We start from the raw sequence: 24,728 nt of genomic DNA, 5'->3' as shown, positions 1-24,728 counted from the left end.
TTATGACAACTGTATTAGTCATTGACGACTCACCATCTGAGATGGCGAGATTTAGAGACCTACTTGCTAAAAACAACTTCCAGATATTAGAAGCCGTTAATGGTGAGCAAGGTTGTGAGATGGCTACCGAGCATCTACCCGATGTCATCTTGATGGATGTCGTTATGCCGGAGATGAATGGTTTTCAAGCGACTCGGAAAATCACCCGTGGTAAAACCACCTCTCATATTCCCGTAGTGATGATTAGCACCAAAAACCAAGAAACTGACCGTGTATGGGGCAAACGTCAAGGCGCCAAGGAGTACTTAACCAAGCCTGTTGATGAAGCTGAGCTCATGCGCATTATTCGCACCGTGATGGAGTAACTTGTGGCTTCTAGAGGTTTTATTGAGCTTTTACGTTTAGCGGATTTAGCCAAAGCGCGTAAAACAGGTCGCAAGGGCGGTCAAGGTTATGACTGGCGAGGGGTAGTGTTTGAGATTGCCGGGCAGCGCTTAGTAGCGCCGATGGGCGAGGTCTCTGAGGTACTGATTATGCCAGAGTACACCAGTATGCCATTGGTACAACCTTGGATGATTGGTATTGCGAACGTTCGTGGACGCTTATTACCTTTAACTGACTTAGCACAGTTCTTGCGAATAACAAGCCAAAATAAACCGATTAGCCAACGTAAAGTAATCGTAATCGATCATAGCACCATATTCTCAGGATTAGTTGTTGATCAGGTTCTTGGTATCGAGCATTTCACCCGCAGTCAATACCGTGCTGAGACTATAGGCAACCGTTCCCCATTTGCTCCCTACAACCACGGTAAGTTTTTTAAGGACCAACAAGAGTGGTTCATTTTTATGCCCAGTTTGTTGGCACAAGATCAGCGCTATATTGATGCTGCTATTTCATAAAAGTATGGATTAACTACTTAAAAATTTATACCAACGTTCGTATTGAATTTGCTAGTGACGGTTTAACTCCAGTCATTGGTTACTTATAAATTAGAGCCAGCTATGGTTCAACTTAGACGACTGTTTGAAAGGAATATACGATGAGCGATATTGCAAAAAGCCTAGCTACTGATGTGAGTAAGCCAGCTGTGAGTAAGCCTACGATAGCGGTCAAAGATTCCAATAGCAAGTGGAAGGCTTTATTAGGGCTGTTTGTACTAGCTGGGGTGGCTTGTTTATTTTGGCTTATCAATTCACTATCGAACGTCAGTAACTATTTAAGTGATATTAATCAGCTAGAAGTTAGCGCGGCAAATATCGTAAAAAATGTCAATGATGCGACTTTTTCACGTGATGCTGACATGAGTAGCCAAGCATATGATGCTTTGCAGACAGACGTACAGCGTTATCAGGCGGCACTTACCTCAGTACAAACAGAGGCGACAGATAATAAAGAAGTGTTTGCCCAGCTTGATACTGAATGGCAGGCTAATAAAGACAAGATTGATTATGTTCTGAGCCATCGTAACGATGTCAACGCACTACAGGATTTAAGAGATAGTGTTGCCGCTGCAACCAGTGAGCTACAAGCGCAGTATAATCAAGCTATAGAGCAAGCGGTTACAGCTAATATTTCAGGCGCTGTTATCAGCGATATGCAAACACAAACGCTACGGGCAGAGCGCTTGAGTACTGAAATAGATAAGCTAACCCGTAGTATTGATGGGACGCCTGATGACTTTCAACAGCAAGCCAATGCTTTTGCCGAAACCTTATACGCTCAGCAGCAGGACTATGGTACGAGACTACCAGCGTTGCAAGATATTGCTCAAACTTTTAATACTGTTGTTGCTCCGGTAGCTGAACAATTAACCAGTTTAAATAGCCCGGCCATTGAATCGCGCGAAAATGCTCGAGCACTAGGAGAACTTGCAACCAACACTCAAGCTCAGTTATCTGAGGTCGATCGCGATATCTTGTCGCGTAGTGGCATTATCTGGCCGGCCATTATCTTTTTATTAAGCTTACTTGGCGTGGTATATGCTTTATCACAGCTGCTCAAGTCACGTAGTATTAGTGAGCGTAGTTTGATTGAAAAGGAGACTTTACGTCGCCGCCAAGAAGCAGAGACTGAATCAGAGCGTGCTCGTCAAATCCAAGAAGAGAATGAACGTAATCAGATGGCTATTCTACGTCTGCTTGACGAGCTTGGTGATCTAGCAGAAGGGGATTTGACGGTTAATGCTACCGTATCAGAAGACTTTACTGGCGCTATTGCTGATTCTGTTAACTTTGCAATCGATCAGCTACGCCAATTGGTATTGGTTATTAACAGTACCGCTGATAGAGTATCTCAATCCTCTGAACAAACCCAAATGAGCGCCGTTGAACTAGCCGAAGCTTCTGAGCATCAAGCACAAGAGATTGCTGGCGTGTCCGCTGCTATTAACGACATGGCCATATCGATTGATCAAGTATCAAATAACGCCACAGAATCCGCCGCAGTTGCTCAGCGCTCAGTAGGTATTGCCTACAATGGAGCAGAAGTCGTACAGCGCTCAATTGAGGGTATGAATGTTATTCGTGATCAAATTCAAGAAACCTCTAAGCGCATTAAACGCTTGGGCGAGTCCTCACAAGAGATTGGCGATATTGTAAGTCTGATTAACGACATTGCCGATCAGACCAACGTCTTGGCATTAAATGCTGCTATTCAGGCCTCGATGGCGGGTGAGGCAGGTCGTGGTTTTGCGGTAGTTGCTGATGAAGTACAGCGTTTGGCTGAACGCTCTGCTAATGCTACCAAACAGATTGAAACCCTAGTAAAAACGATTCAGGCTGATACCAGTGAAGCGGTTATATCGATGGAATCCACTACCTCAGAAGTAGTGCGCGGTGCCCGTTTAGCAAAAGATGCCGGCGAAGCCCTAGAAGAAGTGCAGACGGTTTCTAATACCCTTGCTGATCTGATTCAAAACATCTCAAACGCCGCCCAACAACAGGCTGAATCAGCGGGTCATATCTCAAGCACCATGGACATTATTCAAGATATTACCTCACAAACCTCCTCTGGTACGATGGCAACAGCACGTTCGGTAGGTGAGCTTAGCGAGATGGCAGCAGCGCTACAAGAGTCAGTGACGGGCTTTAAGCTATCGGATGATGACGAAGGGTTACGAGATACTAATGAAGCGTTTTAAGCCATTTTAAACCTTTGTTAAATAGGATCTTTGGTAAGCCATATGTTGTCGAAGATAGTCGCAAAACTAGTGGATAATCGGGTTAGGATAGTCTTATGAAAAACCAGCTTAACGAAATGGTGACGCTTGAATGGCTGCTGCCCTTATTGACCCAGCAATTGTCTCAAGTTTTGGAAAGTTGGCAAGATTCTGAACCTGACTTTATGGCAATAACTCAGCACTATCACCAAATTAGTGGCGCTTTAACAATAGCCAATATGCCAAAACTGAGCCGTTTAGCTACTGGGTTAAATCTGCTAACAGCGCTAGCTGAGAATAAACCATTAGATAGTGATGCTCAAAACTTTGGGGTTTTTATCCATCAATTATTACATGAGCAACTAAGTCAATATGTACGAACCGGACGTTATCAAAACGCGCTACTAGATAGAACGCTTCCAGAGCTTACGCAGATTTTGCAGGGTTTAGGACAAACGCTTGATGATAATAATGAGCAGCAAAGCAGCTCTACTGACGATTTATATTATGAGTTTATAGAGCTAATTGATAGAGCTATCTCTGCCAGCGCTTTGAGCTCCGAGTCTTTGCGGCCAGCGCAATATAAGCAGCTGTTATTAGTGTGGCGCCAGCAAGCCCAGCAATTATTAGCAACTAACACCAATGATCCTCAAGCCTTGTTACAGCTGGCAAAGGTAAGCCGTTATCTATGGCAAGCGGATAACATCAATGATAAGGTCTCAGAGATATCAGCGGTCAATACCGCATATAATAATCAGCATTTGTGGTACCTAGCAGAATTATGGCTAAGCAATCTTGCACAGAATGAGGTACCACTTCCTAACCAATATGCCAAACTTCTTTCAGCTTTAGACCAAGCGCTGGAAATAAAGAGCAATCAATCTAGTGAAGATACTTCTACTAATCATTTAATAATAGATATCTATCTACAAATGGGTAAATTAACTCATATTGATGCTCATATCTCTGCACTTCTTAGCCATGGGTACCAAGAGCAGAGTGCATCGCTCGAGTTTCTGCCGAGAATATTAACCCATCTTGAAAGCGTTATTTTTGATCTAGATAAACCGCAAGCTTTAATAGCGCCCTTACAGCAAATAGAAAATGAACTGGCTCGCCGTGGATGGCGTCTTTATGAAGCTCAAGTTAGCCAAATCTTGCATGATCTAAAAGATAATATGGATTCAGAAGCGTCATTTATATCAATACAATGGCAGATCGAGAGTCAGCTACAAGAATTATATAGCGCTATTATGAATAGTGAATCCGCTATCGACAGTCAGATTGGTAGGGTTACTCACGCTGATACAGCTAATATAAATAACAATGATAATGAGCTTGAACCTCAGAACGACGCAGACCCAGCAATGCCTGATAGCTCGTCGCCTTTGTCTATGGCATTAGCGAATATTAAAAGCAATTTTAGTCACTATGTCAGCAGCCAGCAGACTTGTCTATCCCCCTCGTCAGAAGCTTTTAGCAAAATTAGTAGCGCTTTTAACGATATGAATTTACCCGCTGCCCAGCAAATTATTGCTGAGCTAGAGTTGTTATTTGCCGCACTAAGCTCTCACAAATCAACAGCAATCAATAACCAGCTTGTTGAGAATATAGCGGAGGGCTTTGCTACTATTGAGCTGTTAGTACAAGGCTTGGCGCAGCATGTCTTTGACCAAAACTTAATACAGCAAGCGGCACAAAATATTGCAAAGGCTCACGAGCTAACCGCAGCGTTGACAGCAGAGAGTGAGGGCAATAATGCTGCTTTTACAGCATTTGTACCTGCTACTCCGATAGCTAATAACGTCACGCGTTATGGAGATGATGGTGAGATTGCAGCGGACAATCATCCCGAAGATATTATTAATAATGACGAGACTGAAATTAATGAAGCTGAGCATCATAAGACTGAGGCTGATAAGATTGAGCTAAGTGATCCTTCATTAGAAGATAAGTTCCAAACAGACTCGATAGAAGACTGGCTATCAGATATCCCCAGTGATCTGCTGCCTTTTATACATGATCTAGAACCGATGAGCGCCGATGCAGATGATGCTGATCCTGATATCAAAGCTATATTTATTGAGGAAGCTGAGGAAGTATTAGCTGATATTATCCCTTTATATGCGAAATGGCGTGAAAACCCAGAAGATTTGACTGAGTTAGAGGAGGTTCGTCGTGGGTTTCATACCCTCAAAGGCTCAGGTCGAATGGTAGGCGCAAACTATAGTGCTGAGCTGGCATGGGCGATAGAAAATATGCTCAATCGGGTATTAGAGCGTAGCATTGTAATGTCGACGGATATGATGCAGCTGATCGCCGATGTGCTGTCTACTTATCCTAAGCTTGTCGATATCTTTGCTCAGGGTGATAAAGATTATCCCGCTATCGTAACGATCTGGGCTGCCTGTGCCAATGCTTATAGTAAGCAGCAAGGCGCGCAAGTTAACTACATTGAATTGCGTAATAAATTCTTAGCAGACAATATAGAAACAAAAAGCAGCCTAGTTGATGATGAGCAACCAGTCGATGGCATGCTATCTACTATAGAAAAACAAGGTAATGAGCACAAGAGCGGTCATCATGACGAGGTCGATAATACTCTTAAAACCATTCGTACCGTTAATGAGGTCATGGCTGAGACGCCTGTCTCTGTCGGCCCTCAAAGCGAAGAGGAGCTAGCATTTTGTGAGATATTTATTGAAGAGGCGCAAGGGTTATTACAAGATATATGTAACTTTGTGAATATCCATCAAGATGATGATCATATTGAAGTTAGTGATGCCATTGTACGTGCTTTTCATACCTTACGTGCAGCCTCGGGCTCAAGCGCATTAGCGGCTATTAGTGATATTAGTGCCACTATTGAATATAGCTTGGAGCAGTTACAGCAGCAAGATATTCCGATGAACCAGCAGCATTTACAAGCGTTATCACAGTCGGTTGCATTAATAGAAGGCTATCTGAATACTTATCAAAAGCCAGCTCTAGACCAAACTGAACAGCTCAAAAAGGATCAAGATCAGCAAGAGTTAGCTTCTTTACAGGCTTTGCTAGATGATTCAGAAGATATAGTGGCAGCCGCTGAGAGTAAACTGAGTGTTGAGCAATTACTAAGGCTAGATATCGAATCGTTGCTGGATGCCGAGTGGCAGCTAGTTCCTGCGTTAAATAATGACGATAGTCTTCAGCGCCAAGCTTATATTAATAAAGTTTATCAGCAAATAGAGCTATTAACGACGCATACTAATGAGTCTTTGAAATTCACCACTATTCTTAATGCTTTGAGTGCGACTTATCAGCATGTCATTGCCCACCCTGAATTAGCGACTGAGACTGAAGTGCAGTACGCTTTATTAGCGGGGCATGAACAGCTTATTGAGCTCTTTGATGCTTTAGCCGCTAGTATGTCATTGAAAATTGAGTCACAAGTGCTCGATGATTTGTACTATATAGTTCAAGATAGCAATATCCAAGATAATGACCAGCAACAGCATAGTGTTAAAAGTGATGAGGTAGGAGAGTATGAACGTCAGCAGTTAATCGAAGCTCAAATTGAAACCATCGATACAGATAGTGAGCTGTTAGCAATCTTTTTGGAAGAAGCCCAGGATTTAGACAGAGTCATGCAGCAAGCCTTTAGTACTTGGCTTACTGACATCAATAGTACAGCTGCTTTAAAAGAATTACAGCGCTACTTACATACCATCAAGGGTGGTGCGCGAATGGTGGGTATCAGTAGTATTGGTAATCTGACTCACGAAGCAGAAACTATCTATGAGAGACTAGTAGACGGCCGAATAAAACCTACAGAGCAGTGGGCAGAATTCATGCAGGCTATTCAAGATGTATTGTCGCTACAAATCACTCATATCTCCAATTATCAACAGTCATTCTTTGCTAATGAGCTTATTGAACAGTGGCGTCAGTTTGAGCAGTCTGGTGAGCTCCCGCACAAGGTTAACTATCATTTACCTGTAGATGAGAAGCACTCTAGCATCGATGCTCAATCTATTGTAGATAAAGATGAGCAACAGGTAGTTCCCTCAAATACTAGCCTTGAGCAGTTAATCGAAGACTCGTGGCCAAATGGTCGTCCTGATCCTGATATCTTAGAAGTATATCTTGAGGAGGTTGACGAGCTCATCGCCGATAGTAGTCAGTCCTTAAAACTATTTTTAACCGACCATGACGATAGTGTTGCCCTGCAATCATTACAACGTAATTTGCATACCATCAAAGGCGGTGCGCGTATGGTTGCTGCTAATAGTATCGCTGACTTAGCTCACGAGATGGAGACCATTTATGAAGCGCTTGCCAGCCAGCGTAGTCCTATAACTGAACCAATCTTAAAGCTGCTTACAAGCTGTCATGACTGGATTGCAGACGCAATTTTTGTTCTCAAGCAAGAGGTTAATCCGCAGCAGCCGATAGCGCTTACTAGCGCTTTACAACAGTTTATTAGAGATTCAAATAGCTTGCAGCAGGTACCTACTGAGACCTTAAAGCAGCAACGTAGCGCCATTCTAACAGCCCAAATTCAAGCTCAAAACCAGTCGCAGTCGAGAGTTGAAGGTATCGATAGCATGCCTCCTGTGACTGGCAGTTTTGCTGAGCAAGAACAAAGTGTCAATAGCAACGAGATGATCCGGATTTCTGGTAGTTTGATTGAACATATGATTAATCTATCTGGCGAGTCTGCGATTAACCGTGCGCGTATTGATATGGGTATGAATAGTTTGACCAATAGTATTGGAGAGATGGGCGCTACCGTACAGCGTCTATCAGATCAGCTGCGTCGAATGGAGATTGAGTTAGAAGCGCAAATTTTATCGCAAATTGATGATGCTGAACTGATCAACAATGAGGATTTTGATCCTTTAGAGATGGATCAATATTCGTCCCTAAATCAATTATCAAAGTCTTTGACTGAGTCTGCCTCTGATTTGGTTGATATTAATAATACCTTGTTGGACAAAACCCGTGATAGCGAGAGCTTATTATTGCAATTATCACGTACTCAGACAGAGCTGCAAGACGGTTTGATGAACTCGCGCATGGTGCCGTTTACTCGTTTAAGGCCTCGACTTGAGCGTATTGTCCGTCAGGTTGCAAGTGAGCTTAATAAGTCCGTAGAGTTAAGCATCATTAATGCCAATGATGAGATGGATAGAACTATTCTTGAGCGTATTACTTCACCGCTTGAACACATGCTGCGTAATGCGGTGGACCACGGAATTGAGGACGCTAAAACCCGGCTACAAGCTGGCAAAGATAGCAAAGGCCATATTAGATTAGAGGTATCACGCGAGGGTAGTGAGATAGTCATTGATCTGAGCGATGATGGCGGCGGTATTGATGTTGAAGCGGTACGTGATAAAGCGATTGCACAAGGCTCCATTGATCCTAATGATACCAGCTTGACGGATATAGAAGTTATGCAACATATCTTTGATGCTGGCTTAACTACAACTAATCAATTGACCCAAATCTCAGGGCGCGGCGTCGGTATGGATGTGGTCATTAGTGAAATTCGTCAATTAGGCGGCATGGTAAGTGTCAGCTCAAAGCTGGGCAAGGGGTCGAGCTTTATTATCCGTGTCCCTTTGACAGTCGCTATTTCTGATGCGTTAGTAGTACGAGCAGCAGATCGTTACTACGCAGTTCCATTGGTACAAATTGAGCGAGTGATACGTATCAATCCAGAAAAGCTTTACGATTATTACCAATCTAACGCTACCACCTTATCCATTGATGATGAAGACTACCGTGTTAGATATTTGAATGAAATATTATCAGGTCATCCCTTTGACGAATTGATGGTTAATAGCAACACTAGTTTGCCTTTGATTATTATCAAAAATCGTAGTGGCCAAAAGCAAGCTTTACAAGTCGATGAAATCGCTGGATCACGTATTGAAGTCGTGGTTAAACCGCTGGGGCGTCAGCTTTCGCATTTAGCGGGTATCTCTGCAGCCACCATTATGGGTGATGGGTCTGTAATGTTTATTTTAGATCTAATAGCCTTGATGCGTAATGCCTCAGCATTAAAAAATAGACAACAGGTTCAGCGTCAGGTGTTTAATAATAAAGACCGTCAAGTAGAAGCTCGCTCTACTATATTGGTTGTCGATGATTCAGTAACGGTTAGAAAGGTGACTTCAAGATTCCTAGAACGTCAAGGTATCTCGGTGATGCTCGCTAAAGATGGTATCGATGCGATCGAAATTCTACAGGAGACGATACCTGATTTGATCCTATTAGATATTGAAATGCCAAGGATGGATGGTTTTGAAGTCGCTACTCAAGTGCGTCATAGTGGGCGTTTAAAGCAAATTCCAATCATTATGATTACCTCACGTACCGGTGAAAAACATCGCCAGCGTGCGCTCGATATTGGAGTTAACGATTATATGGGTAAGCCTTTCCAAGAAAATGAGCTACTTAACAAAATACAGCTGCTATTACCTGACAAGCTAAATATTGGTCAGAATGGGTAGAGTCCGCGTTGTGCCTACTGCCTGTATTTTATTTGCTAATGCTATTTTGAGATATTTATGAGCCCGATTATAAAACACGAATTCGAAGCAGTTAGCCTACTGACCACCAACAACGGTAGGTTAGAGGTCACCATTATTCCTGCGATGAATCAGCCGAACTGGATTTTGCCGAGTCATTTACTATTAAGTGTAGAAGAGACGCAGGAGCACATACAGCATTATTCTTGGCAACAACAGCAGGTAGCTGTCTTTCATTTACTACCGCTTAGTGAAAATCCAGATAAAATCATTGTACTTGAGGGTAATACGCCCGCGCATCGCATCGGTTTACAAACTGCTGGCGAGCTGCAACAGATGCAAGTACGGCTCTCTGAGGTAAAAGATATTGAATTACCTGAGAGTTACCTAAGGATGGTAGATAAAAGTTCGAATGCCAATAATCTTGCTGATTCGATCAATGAATGGCAAACACCTCCTCAAGAGCAGGTTATTAGGTCATATTTATTCCAAACCGTAATGATAAATGAGCTGCCTTATTTGATTCCTGATTTAGATAAAATAGCCCATTATTTGGCAAATTCAGATAGCGAGTAGCATATAGGCAGTTGAAAATAAAATTGTTATAAATTCAAATGCGCTACTGGTATAAATTTTCCTGGCGTGCTGCTGATACAGAGGCTGCGCAAAATTCATCCCAGTAGCGCTGTACCACTTTTAAATTAAATCTACTATATAAAAAAGCCCTAAGCAAATATACTTAGGGCTTTTGGCTATTTTAGATATTAGGATCGGCGGATAGCTAAATTACTTTTTATGCTCAGGTAAATTAATATTCATCTCTAACACATCCAAGCTATCTTCAGAGCGATGATTAATATTAACATCATCAATCTGTACACCATTGACGTATTTATTAACCACTTCTAAAATTTCGCGCTTCATTTTCTCGATACGATCAGCAGTCAGGCGGCTATTTAGTCGGTTCTCACTGGCAACGATGACTTTTAGACGTTCAGTCGCCATGTTAGCGCTGCCCGTCTGATTACGATCATCTGTACCAAATAAGCTACTCCAAAACCCTTTTTTCTTACTCATTATTAACCCCCAAACCAGCGCTGTAATAGACTTTTCTTCTTCACATCGAGATGACGTAATGGACGTTCTTCACCCAAAAACCGAGCGACGATATCGTCATAACATTGTCCAGCGACTGAATCAGTATAATGAATTACTGGTTCACCATGGTTAGAAGCCTCAAGTACGGCATTGCTTTCAGGAATAACGCCAAGTAAAGGAACTTTTAGAATATCGTTAGAGATAGTGTCGATATCCATCATCTCATTAGCTGCGGCACGCTCAGCGTTATAACGGGTCACAATCAGATGCTCACGTACTGGGCCGAGACCTTCTTCAGCCTTTTTGGTACGGCTTTGCAGGATACCAATGATACGATCGGAGTCACGTACTGAAGAGATTTCAGGGTTGGTTACGATAATAGCTTCATCAGCATGATACATAGCCAGCTGCGCGCCGCGTTCAATACCAGCAGGCGAGTCACAAATGATATAGTCAAATTGCTTAGATAGCTCCGCCATAACTTCGGCAACCCCTTCGTCAGTCAGGGCATCTTTATCTCGAGTTTGACTGGCAGGAAGGATATATAGGTTCTCTAGCTGCTTATCTTTTACCAAAGCTTGTGAAAGGCGTGCATTACCATTAATGACATCAACGAAGTCATAGACAATACGGTTTTCACAGCCCATGATTAAATCTAAATTACGCAAACCCACATCGAAATCGATAACCACTGTTTTGTAGCCACGTAACGCCAAACCAGCAGCAAAAGAAGCGCTGGTGGTTGTTTTACCCACGCCACCTTTACCTGAAGTGATTACAACAATCTTTGCCACAATGGCACACTCCTATGAATTAATGAGATATCTGGTAGAGTCAAAGCTCTAAATAAAAAACTGTCTAACGGACATAAACAATGACATGATAAGCAGTAAATGCACTAGATACTATGACTGAATAGCTATACTAATAGATAGCTTAGTTTTATAGCGATTATTAATAATAAAATCTATACTGTATTTCTATATTGTATTCGAGCATAAGCCTATCATAAATAAACAAAAAATTATAGTAAGTCATTAGCGAGCTAAATAACTATCATGATTAAGCTGCTATATATAAAATAAAAGTCGAAGTCATTATGATAAACCCAAAGCTAGTTATAGACAATATTATCCTGCAAAACTAACCTTAAACGCTTTCTAGCTTAACAGTATAGATAGTGTCTGAATGTAAAATTTATAGTAGCGCATTTTTGTTAAAAATACTTACTAAAGTATAAAGCTCATATTGGTTATAAGCTGTTAATACTTTATATGCGCATCATAATGTTATTAAAATTATGCTAATGGCTAAATAAGTAGCAATTTATCCTAAACTGATTTATTACTAGACTATTAGGTGTTATCCATTACTGTAAATACCAGACCTTCTCCCTCGACAAACTGTACCTGTACCGGCTTATCAATAGTCTCAGCGGGCAAATTATCACGTAAACAGTAAGTACCAGCTACTGAGACTAATGATGGGTTAAAGACTTGGCAAAATATACGAGCGTCCTTATCCCCTGTAGCTCCTGCTACTAGTCGTCCCTGAGCGCGGCCATAAACGTGCAAGCTATTGTCGGTGATGGCTTCAGCACCGCTATTGACACTATTGGTCAAAATGAGATCTCCACCAACATGATTGATGCTTTGACCAGAGCGCAGCATTTGATCATAAATCATGCTAGCGATTTGTTCGGTGTGCATTAAGGTTTGGGTGGTAGCCTGCTTTGCTTCATGAGCTGATTCAGTTTCTCCAACATTTTCACCACTATCGGGACTTGAATCTTTAACAAGCTCAGCATCCACTTCTTTTGTCTCTGTTTGGCTCAACTGAGTAGTGGGTTTTTTGGTAGGCAAGATACGTTCAATACGCTTACCGTCTGCTGGGAAGATGGCCAAGCGTAACGTTCGAGCCTGACTCTCAAGTAAGCCTGTAACTACACCAATAGGCTGTAAGCCCCATGACCATAGCAGCTCTACCAGGGTGGGTAAGTCCTGTTCAATATCACTATCGACAATAACTGGAATATTGCTGTCTTTATTACTGAGGGTAGCTGCTAAATGTGCCTCGATAGCAGCCAGATCGTTAGTACTCAATTGTAAGCGTGAAAACGTCAGCATTTTGCCATAAAAATTGATGGCAGGTGTCGCCTGCGAGTGGTCGGTACCTGAAGTTGTCATTAAAATAAATCCTTAAAAGATACGTTGTTCTGCTTAGAAGTCTTGAGATCAAAGCATCGTTATATAATGGGCTGTTAATTATTCAAATGTTCAATGGTGGGTTTATCTACTTATTGAGGATAAACTTATTTATTTATAAAACAACAATTTATAACGACTTCTATAGTAGGCATTAATGATTAAAATCTCAACATGTCTTGGTGTCGCCATTGCTGTACTTTTACTTGAGCTTCAAGCTCAGTTAGGCTATCTGAAACGATATTAGCAATAAGAGTTTCAAGGGCGGGGTTGTTGGCCTCAATCTGGGCAATCCCTTGAGCTATTGCTACCAGTAAATTATCGATACGTTCCGCCGATAGCAAACGCTGATTTAGGGAGTAAACGACATTTTCGCCGATGCTTTGTCCAATATGTTGTAATTGAGACTCGATAAGACTACCAGCAATCGGAATAAGGCGTAGATAACGACGCAGCTCAGGCGTATGCGCAAGACCGTCTTGAATGGCGTTGCCTACCTCAATCGCTAGCATATTTTCACCTACAGGTTTATTCGTTAATTCTTGCAATTTCGGCGCCACTTCTTGACGAAGTAGTGACAAAATAACCGACTCAATATGTTCGCGGTTACGACCAATGGTTGATTCGATTAATGACTGCTGTGCTTCAGGATTGGTAAGCTGTTGTCGATAATTTTGGATGGTAGTCAAAATAACCCGATCAGACAACTCTTCTAACAATAAATCAATATAAAACTTAATACGATTAAGCCAAGGCTGCGGTAGGACTTGGTAACCCAGCTGGTATAGACGTCTGCCGATAACTACCGCACGAAATAAGCGCAGCGCCCGCAATTGTGGGAAGCAGCCTAATACTTCGTACCAATGCACAAAAGGAAAGAAGAACCAGCGATAATAAACCTTTTCCTTGATAGCAATAGCCCAACGTAGTAAGAGCTCTCCAATTAAGAATATAGTAAAAAAACCACCAGCCGTCCGTAAAGGATCATGGATAGTCTGTTGATACCAACTGAGTCCGTCACTAATAGCCAGCCAGCCTGCCACATTATTACTAAAATTGCTCATTAATATCGCATCAAGACTTATCAAAAATAAATCAATACTGATAGCAATAATCATCACGATATCATAGATCAGCTTTAAACGATTGGGGTTAGGCCTATGATGGGGACGCGGCGGCTGGCTTGACAACTTTGTTGACTGGTTGGGCAGTGGTCTTGAGTCTGTTGTTGGCTTAGATGCGGGCACAGTTATACCTTATGTGTTTTCAGAAGCTATGGTTTTAGACGTAGAGGAGTCTTCTACTGAACTATCAAACTCAGCCAACATTTTATCCATTCGCAGGTCTTTTTGTTGCCAAATTTCATCGAGCCAAGCAAAAAACTGCTGTTTAACCATCTCGTCTTTTTCATAATTACCGTTTTGGATAGCACTGAATAGGGCAGGTGGTATTTCAATATGACGAACATCAACGCCTAAACGTTTGATATTACCTTTCCATAAATCGCTATAGTTAGGAATGCCATCAGGGTACACAATAGTGATGTCTAAGATACCATCGACATCGGCACCCAAGGCCTCGATAGCCAAAGCCAGTCCACCAGCTCTGGGTTTTAATAAATGCGTATAAGGAGAGCTTTGTTTGTCATGCTTACTCTGAGTAAAGCGTGTCCCCTCTAGATAGTTGAGAAGGGTAAAAGGCTTTTCTCTTAATAGAGCACAGGCCCGTTTTGCTTCCTCAATATCTTTACCCTTTAAAGCAGGGTTTTTGGCAATTTGTTCTTTTGAATGCCGACGCATCATAGGAAAATCGAGAAAGTAAAAAGTTTGTCCAACAACTGGAATATAGATAAGCTCAAATTTGGTAAAGAAGCGGGTTAGTGGTAACCGATCTTGACTAATATACTGCACGATACTGGTATCAACCCAAGACTGATGATTACTGACTAGCAGGTATTTACCATTGGTATGCACATCTTCAGGCAAATGGATGCGCCAGTCCTTACGAGGTAGGACATTATTAATTACCGCATTATTACTATTGATCCAATGATTGGCAATCTTGATAACAGCCTGATCTGCAATCTTAGAGCCGGTAATAATTTTGGTTGCACCCAATAACCATATAGGAATGCCTGCGCCTAAGCTGTTGCCCATGATGACGCCTGTTGCGGCAGCGAGTGAGACAGCTTTACCAAGTTTTGGGGCACGTTTGTGAAGCTTTTGAATACTATTGGCCAGTTGCATGTTAAGTCCTTATTTATCAGTGTCAGTCTGGTAATTTTATAAGATTTATTATATCAAAATGAAAAAAAGAGCCCGTTGATTTTAGCAGAAATTAACCCTAGTGCACGAGTGTTAACATGACTGGCTAAATTACAAAGCTTTTTAAAAACTTATGGTTATTTATAATTACTTATGTATCTGACTGATATCATTAAGTGACAAACTTAATAAGGAAAGTAATTGCAGCTTCGAAACATAAGCGTACTGACTGATAAACTATCACGCACTTATCATACATAGGTGTGACAAAATATTACACATAAATAGAGTAGACTTGCGATAATAACTTTGAAACAGAAATATATAATAAAATTATTAGCTGGCAAATGTCTAGCTGATAAATACAAGATTAATAAGCATAAAAAAGATAGACAATAGCTAGCTATTTCATTAGAGATAACATTTTTAACTTAAGAGGAACATATTATGCGTAACAAATTAATGATCGCCGCAGTGGCATCAGGTTTAGCCCTTAGTGGTTGTACTACTGATCCTAACACTGGACAGCAGCGTTTGAATAAAACAGCTATCGGTACGTTAGCTGGTGCGGCTGGTGGTGCTACCATCTCAAAAGCTACTGGCGGTGATAAAACTGGCCGTGATGCTGCTATTGGTGCCGCTTTGGGTGCTGGTGTTGGTTATTATATGGAACGTCAAGCCAAGCAGCTTGAGCAGCAAATGGCGGGTACAGGCGTAACAGTAGAGCAGAACCAGCAAACAGGTAATATTGATTTGGTTATGCCAGGTAATATTACTTTCGCATTTGACGATGCTACTTTAAACCCATCATTTAGACCAACACTTGATAAGCTGGCTTCTACCATGAACCAGTATAATCAAACAACGGTAACGGTTGCAGGTCACACGGATAGCCGAGGTGCTGCCTCTTATAACCAAAATCTATCACGTCAACGCGCGTACTCAGTAGCAAATTACTTAACGGCTCGCGGCGTATCTTCGAACCGCATCCAAGTAGTTGCTTATGGTGAGTCGCGTCCAGTTGCTAGTAATGATACTGATTATGGTCGTCAACAGAACCGCCGTGTAGAGTTAACTATTAATTCACCACAAAACCTAAACTAATAGTTATCGTCTTATAAATAACATAAAAATATGATGTTATTGATACTTAAATAGTTGATATATAAAAGAAGCCAGCTTGATGCTGGCTTTTTTTCGGCTAATTTTTAGTTGATAATAGTTATCAATAACTTTATAATTTATACACTTTTGTGTCACTTAATCTATTAAATCTAGTTTAAGTCTATTTTAGACAGATTAAACAAGGATATTTATGAGCACCAATCCAACAGCAATGCGCTTCGAGTTTTTACCAACTACATTAGCGGCGGCACTTGCTGCGGTTATGCTACTTTCGAGCTGTACTAAGCAGAATGATGACACCTTACCTGCTGATACGCAAACTGAGATTCAAACGAGCGCAACTACAGACAGCCCAGAACTATCAGCGGCTGAACAAGCTAATAGAGATAGATTGGTTCTTAGCTATACCGATATGGCGCATGCGGCCTATAAAGACTCATTAGACACAGCGAAAGTACTACAGAGTGCTATAAATACCTATGTAGAAACGCCCACGGAGACCAATCTTGAAGCAGCGAAAGCCGCTTATAAAGCTGCGCGTCAACCTTACTCTCAAACCGAGATATTTCGTTTCGATGAAGGTTTCGTAACCGCTAATGATGACCGCGCTATTGGTAGCGTTGATGGCTGGGAAGGTCAAGTCAATGCTTGGCCACTTGATGAAGCCTTGATAGATTATGTAAGTGAGAATTATACGGGCGAATACGATAGTAATGACAATATTATCAATAGTGAAAGTATCACTGTAGGTAGTATCAAACAAGATACCAGTACCATCACACCTGAATTACTGGCCGATATGAATGAGATTGGTGGTAGTGAAGCCAACGTAACCACAGGCTACCATGCGATTGAGTTCTTATTATGGGGTCAAGATACTAATGGCGTTGGAGAAGGCGCTGGCATGCGTCCTGTTAGTGACTACCTAACTGAGGCTGGTAAATGTACTAGCGGTGAAATGGTAAATGAAGATACTAGTATATGTGAACGCCGTGGTGAGTATCTACAAGCTGTTACTCAGCTATTGGTCGATGACTTAACTGCTATGGAAGCTGAATGGCAACCCAAGAGTGAAAACTCCTTACGTAGTGATATTATGGCGCGTAAAGATGACAATGCGCTACGTCAGATTATGTATCAGATGGGTAGTTTGGCTTTAGGGGAACTAGCGTCCGAGCGTATGCAGGTTGCTTTTGTAACTGGTTCGACTGAAGATGAGCATGAGTGTTTCAGTGATTTAACTCACCTAAGCTATGCTAATAATGCTCGCGGTATTCAGAACGTCTTTAACGGTAGCTATAAAGCCGTTGATGGCAGAACGGTAGGGGGTTATGGCGTAAAGCATTATCTGATTGATAGAGGCCACAAAGAAGCGGCTGACCGATTAGCGACTGACTTTCAAAAAGTAGAAAATGCCTTTAACACTATCGTTGAAAAAGGAGAGAATGAAGATATCAAGGTCGATCAAATGATTGCAACGGTCGGCCAAGCCAGCAAGCATGGTATCTCTGCCGAAGAGCAAAATAAACGCCGGAGCTGGATTGAAGCAGGTATTAACAGCTTGCAAGAGCTAACAGCTAGTATTGAAAATGCCGCAAAAGCAGTGGGTATTGACAACTTAGATGCAGATGCGGGCTCACAGTTTTAAGTAGTATTTTTGATGGCTAGTGAGTCGCCAAAAGTTAATGAGAATTGTTTTCATAACTAAATCAATCAAGTATAATAAACACGTTGCCAGTTTCGCTGACAGCGTGTTTTTTATTACACCTAATACTGTAATGTTGAAATCATATACCTCAGTCCTGCAGGAGCAGTTGATTTTGAAAATAGAGTGTTAGCGTTAAGGCCATTTTTATGAATGCTGTGCCCTCTAAACTTGCTTTGAGTATCACCATTGCCCTAAGTGCTCTTAGCACTCTAAGTATAATAAGTATAAGCGCTTGCCAGCCAACGGATAGCGTTTCTGATAATGCTACTGCTGATGATAAAGGACAATCGCAGGCTTTATCACCTGAACGCATACAAACTGTTGAGGCTTTAGCCGGTGTACCTATGCAGCAACTGGCAACCTTTGATCCACAAGAGATCAAACAAGGCGGTGATACCGGAATCATGATCACTAGTAGCGAGAGCTACTCAAAACCTTCCTCAAACTTGCCGGCTTCACGTAAAGGCGACTTTTTTATTGGTAATGCTTTTTTTAAGCAGCCGTGGGTGGTTGCGCCTGCTAGTACCGATAGCCGTGATGGTCTGGGCGCTTTATTTAATGTCGCTGCTTGTCAGTCTTGTCATATCAAAGACGGCCGGGGTCATGCGCCCATGGCTCCTGATGATGATGCCGATAGTTTACTCATTCGTCTGGCGATGCCAGCGACCACGGATAAAGAGCGTCAACAGCTCCGAGATTCGATGATTGAAAAGATAGCTCATCCTGTTTATGGTGGGCAACTGCAAGACCGCGGTATCCAAGGGGTTCCGGCTGAAGCTCGTATCAGTGTGCAGTGGACGGATAAGCCGGTAACATTCGCTGACGGTCATGTCGAAACTTTGCGCCGGCCTACCTTTACTCTCACCAATCCTGGCTATGGTGCGTTCGATGACGAGCTTATGGTATCGCCGAGAGTTGCGCCGCCGATGATTGGACTGGGGCTGTTAGAACAAATCCCTGATGCCGATATTAAAGCTCAAGTACGCAATGCTAATAAAGGCAGTGAGATTAGAGGCAGATTTAACTGGGTGATGGATCCCCAGACCGGCAAAAAGGCCTTGGGACGTTTTGGCTGGAAAGCGGGACAAACCAAGCTTATCACCCAAAATCAAAGCGCCTTTAATGAAGATATGGGTCTAACTTCCAATATCCGACCTCATGAGTCATGCACACCAGCACAAACCGCTTGCTTGAATGCACCTACTGGCGCGGACGAGCAGGGAGATGGCAGGCCGCCGGTTGAAGTTAATGATGAAGTAGCTAAATTTGTAGAATTCTATACCCGCAATTTAGCCGTACCGCATCGCCGTAATGCAGATAGTGAGCTAGTGCTGGCTGGCAAAAAACGCTTTTATGATATCGGTTGTCAAAGCTGTCATAACCCGAGATATCAGTTGCCAAAAACCGACGATGATCACCTTGAGCAGCATGGACAAGTGATTTATCCTTATACTGATTTATTATTGCATGATATGGGTGACGATCTGGCGGATCGTACTATCGCTGGCAAGCTACCTTTGAGAGACGCACAAGTTGAGTTCTTAGCCAATTCGTATGAATGGCGTACACCGCCGCTATGGGGCATTGGGCTGGCGCAAACGGTCGACTCCCAAGCGACGTTTTTGCATGATGGTCGTGCCCGTACTTTGATGGAAGCGGTGCTTTGGCATGATGGGGAAGCGTCAAAGCAGCAACAAAAAGTGCTCACTCTTGATCAGCAAGGCCGTGATGAGCTGATTGCTTTTTTACAGTCACTATAAAAAAACCATTGTAATAAGCCATTATACAGATTCAATATGAAACGCATAATCTGTATCTAGCCCTGCTTATCTAATAATCTACAAAACCGAGAAAGTTATGAAAAAAACCCACGCCTTAACCATGGTGCTATCGGCATTAAGTGCAGGACTATTAATCAGCTGCGTAAAACCAGCTGACGATAATCAGCCTGTGGACGCCGATGCTCAAACCGTCGAGCAAAGTAATACAGCGACGGCAACCACTACGGCTGATAACACTGGCAACATAGATAACCCAGCGATCACGCCAGTAAATATCAGTGCCGATACTGCAGAAACTTATCTGAGCCATGTCGCTGATGATATGATCATTCCTGCTTACGTAGATGCCGCTAAGCAAAGCGCCATCCTCCAAGAATTAGCACAAAAGCACTGCCAGCAAGCGCCGGTAAGCGGTGAGGCACTGCAAGAGCTACGTGACCAGTGGCTTACATTGGCAGGGGCTTGGGCAAGCGCTGAGATGATTAATTTTGGTCCTGCAACCGAGAGCATGAGTAACCTTTATATCAATTATTATCCTGATGAGCGCGGCTTGGTACATGGCGGTGTGGCTGATTTAATCAAAGCCAATCCAGCCTTGACACCTGAACAGTTGGCGGATGAGAGTGCGATTGTACAAGGCGTACCCGGATTAGAAGAAGCGCTTTATGCCAATGATAGCTTGGATGCAGGGCAGTGTGCTTACGTGATTAGTGCTAGTGGCGCGCTAAATACTCGCCTAAAAGACATCGAAAGCTACTGGAAAAGCAATGCAACCGAGCTGTTAGCGATCGATAAAGTGGCCGATAGCGATGAGGGGCTAAACCAGTGGTTTAACTCGTTATTGTCGTTAGTAGAGACTATGAAATCAAGCGCTATAGAGCAGCCATTAGGGTTGAGTGGTAAAGCCAAGGGTCATCTACCAGCAGCTACCGCAGGGCAAAGTCGAGCGATCATTGAAGCAAAAGTAGCTACCCTTAACAAGGCGCTTACTGATCCTGTGTTGACCGCTATCCTAAACAGTAATGACGAGAGTACGGTGGGCAATAATCTGTCGACGGCGCTGGCTGAAACCACGACTTTGCTTGCGCAGCTGCCAGAAGACTTAGCAGATGCCGATAAGGCAGATCAGCAAGCGCTTTTTGAGCAGTTGACTCAGGTGACGCGTTTGATTAAACGTCAATTGATTCCGGCGCTTGGCATCCGAGTCGGCTTTAATAGTACCGATGGTGATTAAAAGCTTGCGCAATAGCCAGCTGTAGAAAAATCATTCAAGGGGTTCATGATGGACATTTACACTACCTCCAAGATAATACCAGCATCCTTAGCGTTATCAAGGCTACCTATTCTAAAAAGAACCGTGGGAACGGTATTGGGGACAGCGCTAGGAACAGCGGCTTTAGTGGGTATTCATCATATGTACCGAAAACAGCGCTACCCTCAAGCTCGTTTGCTAGATTATTTTGTAGGATTTGAAGCCAAGCTTAGATCGTTGCAAACCTCGTTGCAAACTAGCAAGCTTGCATCATCGCCGCTGATAAGCCCGGTAAACTGGGTTAGCGGGGTGGCGTCCATGCCGCAGCCCAGCTTGTTAAATAGTCAAAGTGCTGGCGATGAAAATGGCTTTGGGGTAGTTGGTATTGATGCCCACAGACAACTTGTCTGGCAAACCACTATGCCTGAGCGTGTCCATGATATCGTCGTACAGCCTATGGTTAATAATAAAGATAATATCGATGATAAAATGCCAAATCGTCATGTGGTGGTGATGGGCCGCCGTCCTAGCGAGCGGTTTTGGGTACTCGATACCGCTAGCGGGCAAGTACAATTCGCCATTCAGGCGGCGGATAACCGTCATTTTTATGGTCACGCTTGCTATAGTTTAGATGGCTCAAAACTGTATGTCACTGAGAATGACACCGTGACTTTAGCAGGCAAAATCGGCATTTATGATGCCCATAATCACTACAAAAAAGTTGCAGAATTTGACTCTCATGGTATCGGCCCACATGAGCTGATTATGCATCCTGATGGTGAAACGCTAGTGATCGCTAATGGCGGTATCAAGACCGAACAAGCCTCGCGCGAAGAGCTGAATTTAGACAGCATGCGCCCCTCATTGGTTTATCTCAATCGGCATGATGGCGCTTTGTTAGAACAAGTCACTCCTGAGCACAATCAAATGAGTGTACGTCACCTCGCTATAAATGATAATGGCATGGTGATGATAGGTATTCAGTTCCAAGGCGAGCGCCATATCAACGTGCCTTTGGTACTTACTCATCAGCGTGGTGACGCAGAGTTTACCGAGCTTAAAATGCCAAATAATCAATGGCAACGTTTTCATCAGTATATTGCAAGCGTTGCCGTTGATAGTGGGCAGAACCTACTCTGTGTCACTACGCCGATTGGTGGCTGCGCGGCCATTTACGACTTAGATACCTATGAGCTTATTGATGACGTGCGCCTGCCGGATTGTGCAGGAGCGGCAGTATTAACAAACAATCCCAAGTATGATGACGTCTCTAAAAACACTTATCAGCAAAGTGTAGGCTTTATCGTAAGTGATGGGCAAGGCCAATTAACGACATTAAAAGTTACGGGTGATAGACAAAATAAGAGGATATCAAAAGACAGCCAATCGCATAAAATGTCTTTTGATAATCATTTGCAGGTGCTTAGTTGATGAGCGGTAAATAAAAATGCGTAAAATAGATTGGCAAGCTAAGCCTATAATGCCTTTATTAGAGCATGCCATTCAGAGATTAGCAGCGGCAGGTATTGAACTACAAATAACTAAAAAGCGGGTGAAAAATATTAATTTTCGCCTAAAGCCTTATCAATTAAAAGTCTCAGTGCCATTATTTATAAGTGATAACCAATTGGCGCAAAGTATCGACAAGCGCATTGATTGGGCTATAACTCATCATCCGCAAGTATTGGCACAATATCAGTATAAACAAGAGCAATATAAACAAACATTTGCTAATCCCTGCCAAAATGCTAATCAGCCTGTTTTGCTGTGGGGTCAAGCGCAAGATTTTACGTTAAAACCCGATGAAAAGATTGCTTATTATCGTGAGCAGTTATCGATAGTGATGCTTGAGTTATTTGCTAAATGGCAACCCATCGTCGGTGCGTATGCTAATGAGATCCGTATCAAAAAAATGCACACACGCTGGGGCACTTGCAATACGCGAGCACGACGTGTTTGGTTGTCGGTCTATCTGCCCGCTTACCCTATCGAGTGTACCGAGTACGTCATCGTTCATGAGTTATGCCACTTACATTATGCCAATCACAGCCGCGACTTTTGGCAAACTGTGGCGACAGCGATGCCGGATTATCGGCAATGGCATGATAAGCTGGCAGGCAGGTTGATTGATTGAGGAGTGTGAGTTCTTAGTTAGCGTAGGCTGGGTTTTTAACCCGGCTTTGAAATTTTGCAAAGTCAAAATGCTAGCTTAAAACGCCAGCCTATTTATCAATAATCTCGTTATGAAGCAATAATTTGCTAAGATAAACCCTTTTATCAAGACAAGGATAGTTATATGGATAACGTCAATGAGGCCCAGTATTGGCAACAGCGTTATGAGTCAGACAGCATACAATGGGATATGGGTCAGGTATCGCCGCCGCTCAAGGCGTATATTGACCAGCTGCCTGAATCTGCCAAAAGCCAGCGTATTTTGGTGCCAGGAGCGGGCAATGCTTATGAAGTAGGTTATCTCCATGAGCAAGGTTTTAGCAATGTCATTTTGGTTGATTTTGCACCGGCACCGATTGAGGATTTTGCTAAACGTTATCCAGATTTCCCCACTAAGCATCTAATTTGTGCGGACTTTTTTGCTTTATCGCCTGATGACTATCAATTTGATTGGATCCTTGAGCAGACCTTCTTTTGTGCGATAAATCCTGACCGCCGCAATGAATACGTACAGCAAATGGCCGCACTATTAAAGCCTCAAGGTAAATTAATTGGTTTGTTATTTGACAGAGAGTTTGCTGGCGACGACATTCCTTTTGGTGGCAGCTTGGATGAGTATTTACAGCGTTTTAAGAGCCATTTTGATATTGAGATTATGGAGACCAGTTATAATTCGCATCCAGCGCGGCAAGGTAGTGAGCTGTTCATTAAGCTGCGTGTAAAAGGTTAACTTCGTGCTTAGTATTCTCTCGTGCTTGTTTCTCTAAGCGCTGATAGTAATAGTCGGTCAGATATAATCTTGGGCGATCTCGTAGTCCGGTTAAAACCTTAGCCCGTCCCGCTTGATAATCGGCAAGTGGCACATGCGCGTACTCTTGGCGGATTGCCTGCGCATATTTTTTATACTCGAGCCAGTCTGTACCCAAAATACTTAAATCCATATCAAGCAAAAACGCGCCGTCGCTATCTCTAGCATCATCAAGTTGGTGGTCAGCGGTCATCATGATTAACTGATAAATACGCTGACACTGCTCAGCGGTTAAATGGGGGCTGAGTTTTTTGATCGCATACTCAGCACTTTTTAACTCATTGTCTGTACGTAGGGGATTGTATATCACGTCATGGTAAAAAAACGCCAAAGCAATGATATGTGGCTGTTTTAGATGATTCTTAACCTGCTCAAATTGAATAAACAACTGCTGCAAATGCGCTAAGTTATGATAGGCTCGCACCGGCTCGTTATAATGAGTAGCGATATTTTGCCAAAGTGCTTGTGCTACTGCTGGCGAGACGTTGCTACCCATAGTAAATAGGTGCTGCTCGAAGCGTTTGCCAAGGTTAGCGGAGCTCTCAGATCGACCTGTCATATTCTATCCTCAATGGTTAGTTATCAACCATTATCGTCAATTAAAAATAAAATGATTATGGATTTAGATGCTCTACTGG

General features: G+C 42.7%; 18 protein-coding genes. 12 read left to right on the top strand and 6 right to left on the bottom strand.

Annotated elements, in window-relative coordinates:
- Positions 1-2 precede the first annotated feature (2 nt).
- The 5 genes from JMX18_RS07690 (at position 3) to JMX18_RS07670 (ending at position 10,254) form a co-directional block, all read left to right on the top strand.
- Positions 3-365, top strand: a complete 363-nt coding sequence (locus tag JMX18_RS07690) for a response regulator (RefSeq protein ID WP_201586530.1) — start codon at positions 3-5, stop codon at positions 363-365.
- A gap of 3 nt (positions 366-368) precedes the next feature.
- Positions 369-902: a chemotaxis protein CheW gene (locus tag JMX18_RS07685; RefSeq protein ID WP_201586525.1), complete on the top strand. Its 534-nt coding sequence runs from the start codon at positions 369-371 to the stop codon at positions 900-902.
- 140 nt (positions 903-1,042) lie between these two features.
- Complete coding sequence (locus tag JMX18_RS13205) at positions 1,043-3,142, top strand: methyl-accepting chemotaxis protein (RefSeq protein ID WP_227674599.1); 2,100 nt, start codon at positions 1,043-1,045, stop codon at positions 3,140-3,142.
- Between the two features lie 95 nt (positions 3,143-3,237).
- Positions 3,238-9,660 carry an Hpt domain-containing protein gene (locus JMX18_RS07675; RefSeq protein WP_201586522.1) on the top strand — a complete coding sequence of 2,141 codons (6,423 nt, stop codon included), beginning with the start codon at positions 3,238-3,240 and terminating at the stop codon, positions 9,658-9,660.
- Between the two features lie 57 nt (positions 9,661-9,717).
- Complete coding sequence (locus tag JMX18_RS07670) at positions 9,718-10,254, top strand: hypothetical protein (RefSeq protein ID WP_201586520.1); 537 nt, start codon at positions 9,718-9,720, stop codon at positions 10,252-10,254.
- Between the two features lie 210 nt (positions 10,255-10,464).
- Here the strand turns inward: JMX18_RS07670 and minE are convergent, their stop codons facing one another.
- From minE to JMX18_RS07645, 5 genes are all read right to left on the bottom strand, one after another.
- Complete coding sequence (gene minE, locus JMX18_RS07665) at positions 10,465-10,755, bottom strand: cell division topological specificity factor MinE (RefSeq protein ID WP_201586519.1); 291 nt, start codon at positions 10,753-10,755, stop codon at positions 10,465-10,467.
- 2 nt (positions 10,756-10,757) lie between these two features.
- Entirely contained in the window at positions 10,758-11,570 is an 813-nt protein-coding gene (gene minD, locus JMX18_RS07660; RefSeq protein WP_201586518.1) for a septum site-determining protein MinD, read from the bottom strand.
- A gap of 561 nt (positions 11,571-12,131) precedes the next feature.
- A complete protein-coding gene (gene minC / locus JMX18_RS07655) occupies positions 12,132-12,962 on the bottom strand; it encodes a septum site-determining protein MinC (protein ID WP_201586517.1) in 831 nt (276 codons plus the stop codon).
- Between the two features lie 179 nt (positions 12,963-13,141).
- Positions 13,142-14,227 carry a hypothetical protein gene (locus tag JMX18_RS07650; RefSeq protein WP_227674598.1) on the bottom strand — a complete coding sequence of 362 codons (1,086 nt, stop codon included), beginning with the start codon at positions 14,225-14,227 and terminating at the stop codon, positions 13,142-13,144.
- 9 nt (positions 14,228-14,236) lie between these two features.
- Entirely contained in the window at positions 14,237-15,226 is a 990-nt protein-coding gene (locus JMX18_RS07645) for an acyltransferase (RefSeq protein ID WP_201586515.1), read from the bottom strand.
- Between the two features lie 465 nt (positions 15,227-15,691).
- Here JMX18_RS07645 and JMX18_RS07640 point away from each other — a divergent pair, with 465 nt between their 5' ends.
- From JMX18_RS07640 to JMX18_RS07610, 7 genes are all read left to right on the top strand, one after another.
- Positions 15,692-16,348, top strand: a complete 657-nt coding sequence (locus tag JMX18_RS07640; protein WP_201586513.1) for an OmpA family protein — start codon at positions 15,692-15,694, stop codon at positions 16,346-16,348.
- A gap of 211 nt (positions 16,349-16,559) precedes the next feature.
- Positions 16,560-18,017, top strand: coding sequence for an imelysin family protein (locus JMX18_RS07635; RefSeq protein ID WP_201586511.1), 1,458 nt, complete (start codon positions 16,560-16,562; stop codon positions 18,015-18,017).
- Positions 18,018-18,223: 206 nt separating this feature from the next.
- A complete protein-coding gene (locus JMX18_RS07630) occupies positions 18,224-19,837 on the top strand; it encodes a di-heme oxidoreductase family protein (RefSeq protein ID WP_201586509.1) in 1,614 nt (537 codons plus the stop codon).
- A gap of 97 nt (positions 19,838-19,934) precedes the next feature.
- Entirely contained in the window at positions 19,935-21,092 is a 1,158-nt protein-coding gene (locus JMX18_RS07625; RefSeq protein WP_201586508.1) for an imelysin family protein, read from the top strand.
- 45 nt (positions 21,093-21,137) lie between these two features.
- On the top strand, positions 21,138-22,541 hold the full coding sequence (locus tag JMX18_RS07620) for a DUF1513 domain-containing protein (RefSeq protein ID WP_201586506.1): 1,404 nt from the start codon (positions 21,138-21,140) through the stop codon (positions 22,539-22,541).
- Positions 22,542-22,557: 16 nt separating this feature from the next.
- Entirely contained in the window at positions 22,558-23,244 is a 687-nt protein-coding gene (locus JMX18_RS07615) for a M48 family metallopeptidase (RefSeq protein WP_227674597.1), read from the top strand.
- Between the two features lie 162 nt (positions 23,245-23,406).
- Positions 23,407-24,012: a methyltransferase domain-containing protein gene (locus JMX18_RS07610; RefSeq protein WP_201586505.1), complete on the top strand. Its 606-nt coding sequence runs from the start codon at positions 23,407-23,409 to the stop codon at positions 24,010-24,012.
- Here the strand turns inward: JMX18_RS07610 and JMX18_RS07605 are convergent.
- A complete protein-coding gene (locus tag JMX18_RS07605; RefSeq protein ID WP_201586504.1) occupies positions 23,990-24,649 on the bottom strand; it encodes an HD domain-containing protein in 660 nt (219 codons plus the stop codon). The two genes, JMX18_RS07610 and JMX18_RS07605, sit on opposite strands and share 23 nt — an antisense overlap.
- Positions 24,650-24,728 lie beyond the last annotated feature (79 nt).

The sequence above is a fragment of the Psychrobacter jeotgali genome (assembly GCF_904846315.1).
GTDB classification, from domain to species: Bacteria; Pseudomonadota; Gammaproteobacteria; order Pseudomonadales; family Moraxellaceae; genus Psychrobacter; species Psychrobacter jeotgali.
Note: the sequence above shows the minus strand (reverse complement) of the source record. Positions and strands in the feature narration are given on the sequence as shown.

Excerpts from the sequence above, each read along its gene's own strand:
- JMX18_RS07690 (WP_201586530.1), top strand. The coding sequence starts at position 3 with ATGACAACTGTATTAGTCATTGACGACTCACCATCTGAGATGGCGAGA.
- JMX18_RS13205 (WP_227674599.1), top strand. The coding sequence starts at position 1,043 with ATGAGCGATATTGCAAAAAGCCTAGCTACTGATGTGAGTAAGCCAGCT.
- JMX18_RS07675 (WP_201586522.1), top strand. The coding sequence starts at position 3,238 with ATGAAAAACCAGCTTAACGAAATGGTGACGCTTGAATGGCTGCTGCCC.
- JMX18_RS07670 (WP_201586520.1), top strand. The coding sequence starts at position 9,718 with ATGAGCCCGATTATAAAACACGAATTCGAAGCAGTTAGCCTACTGACC.
- minE (WP_201586519.1), bottom strand. The coding sequence starts at position 10,755 with ATGAGTAAGAAAAAAGGGTTTTGGAGTAGCTTATTTGGTACAGATGAT.
- minC (WP_201586517.1), bottom strand. The coding sequence starts at position 12,962 with ATGACAACTTCAGGTACCGACCACTCGCAGGCGACACCTGCCATCAAT.
- JMX18_RS07645 (WP_201586515.1), bottom strand. The coding sequence starts at position 15,226 with ATGCAACTGGCCAATAGTATTCAAAAGCTTCACAAACGTGCCCCAAAA.
- JMX18_RS07640 (WP_201586513.1), top strand. The coding sequence starts at position 15,692 with ATGCGTAACAAATTAATGATCGCCGCAGTGGCATCAGGTTTAGCCCTT.
- JMX18_RS07635 (WP_201586511.1), top strand. The coding sequence starts at position 16,560 with ATGAGCACCAATCCAACAGCAATGCGCTTCGAGTTTTTACCAACTACA.
- JMX18_RS07630 (WP_201586509.1), top strand. The coding sequence starts at position 18,224 with ATGAATGCTGTGCCCTCTAAACTTGCTTTGAGTATCACCATTGCCCTA.
- JMX18_RS07625 (WP_201586508.1), top strand. The coding sequence starts at position 19,935 with ATGAAAAAAACCCACGCCTTAACCATGGTGCTATCGGCATTAAGTGCA.
- JMX18_RS07620 (WP_201586506.1), top strand. The coding sequence starts at position 21,138 with ATGATGGACATTTACACTACCTCCAAGATAATACCAGCATCCTTAGCG.
- JMX18_RS07615 (WP_227674597.1), top strand. The coding sequence starts at position 22,558 with ATGCGTAAAATAGATTGGCAAGCTAAGCCTATAATGCCTTTATTAGAG.
- JMX18_RS07610 (WP_201586505.1), top strand. The coding sequence starts at position 23,407 with ATGGATAACGTCAATGAGGCCCAGTATTGGCAACAGCGTTATGAGTCA.
- JMX18_RS07605 (WP_201586504.1), bottom strand. The coding sequence starts at position 24,649 with ATGACAGGTCGATCTGAGAGCTCCGCTAACCTTGGCAAACGCTTCGAG.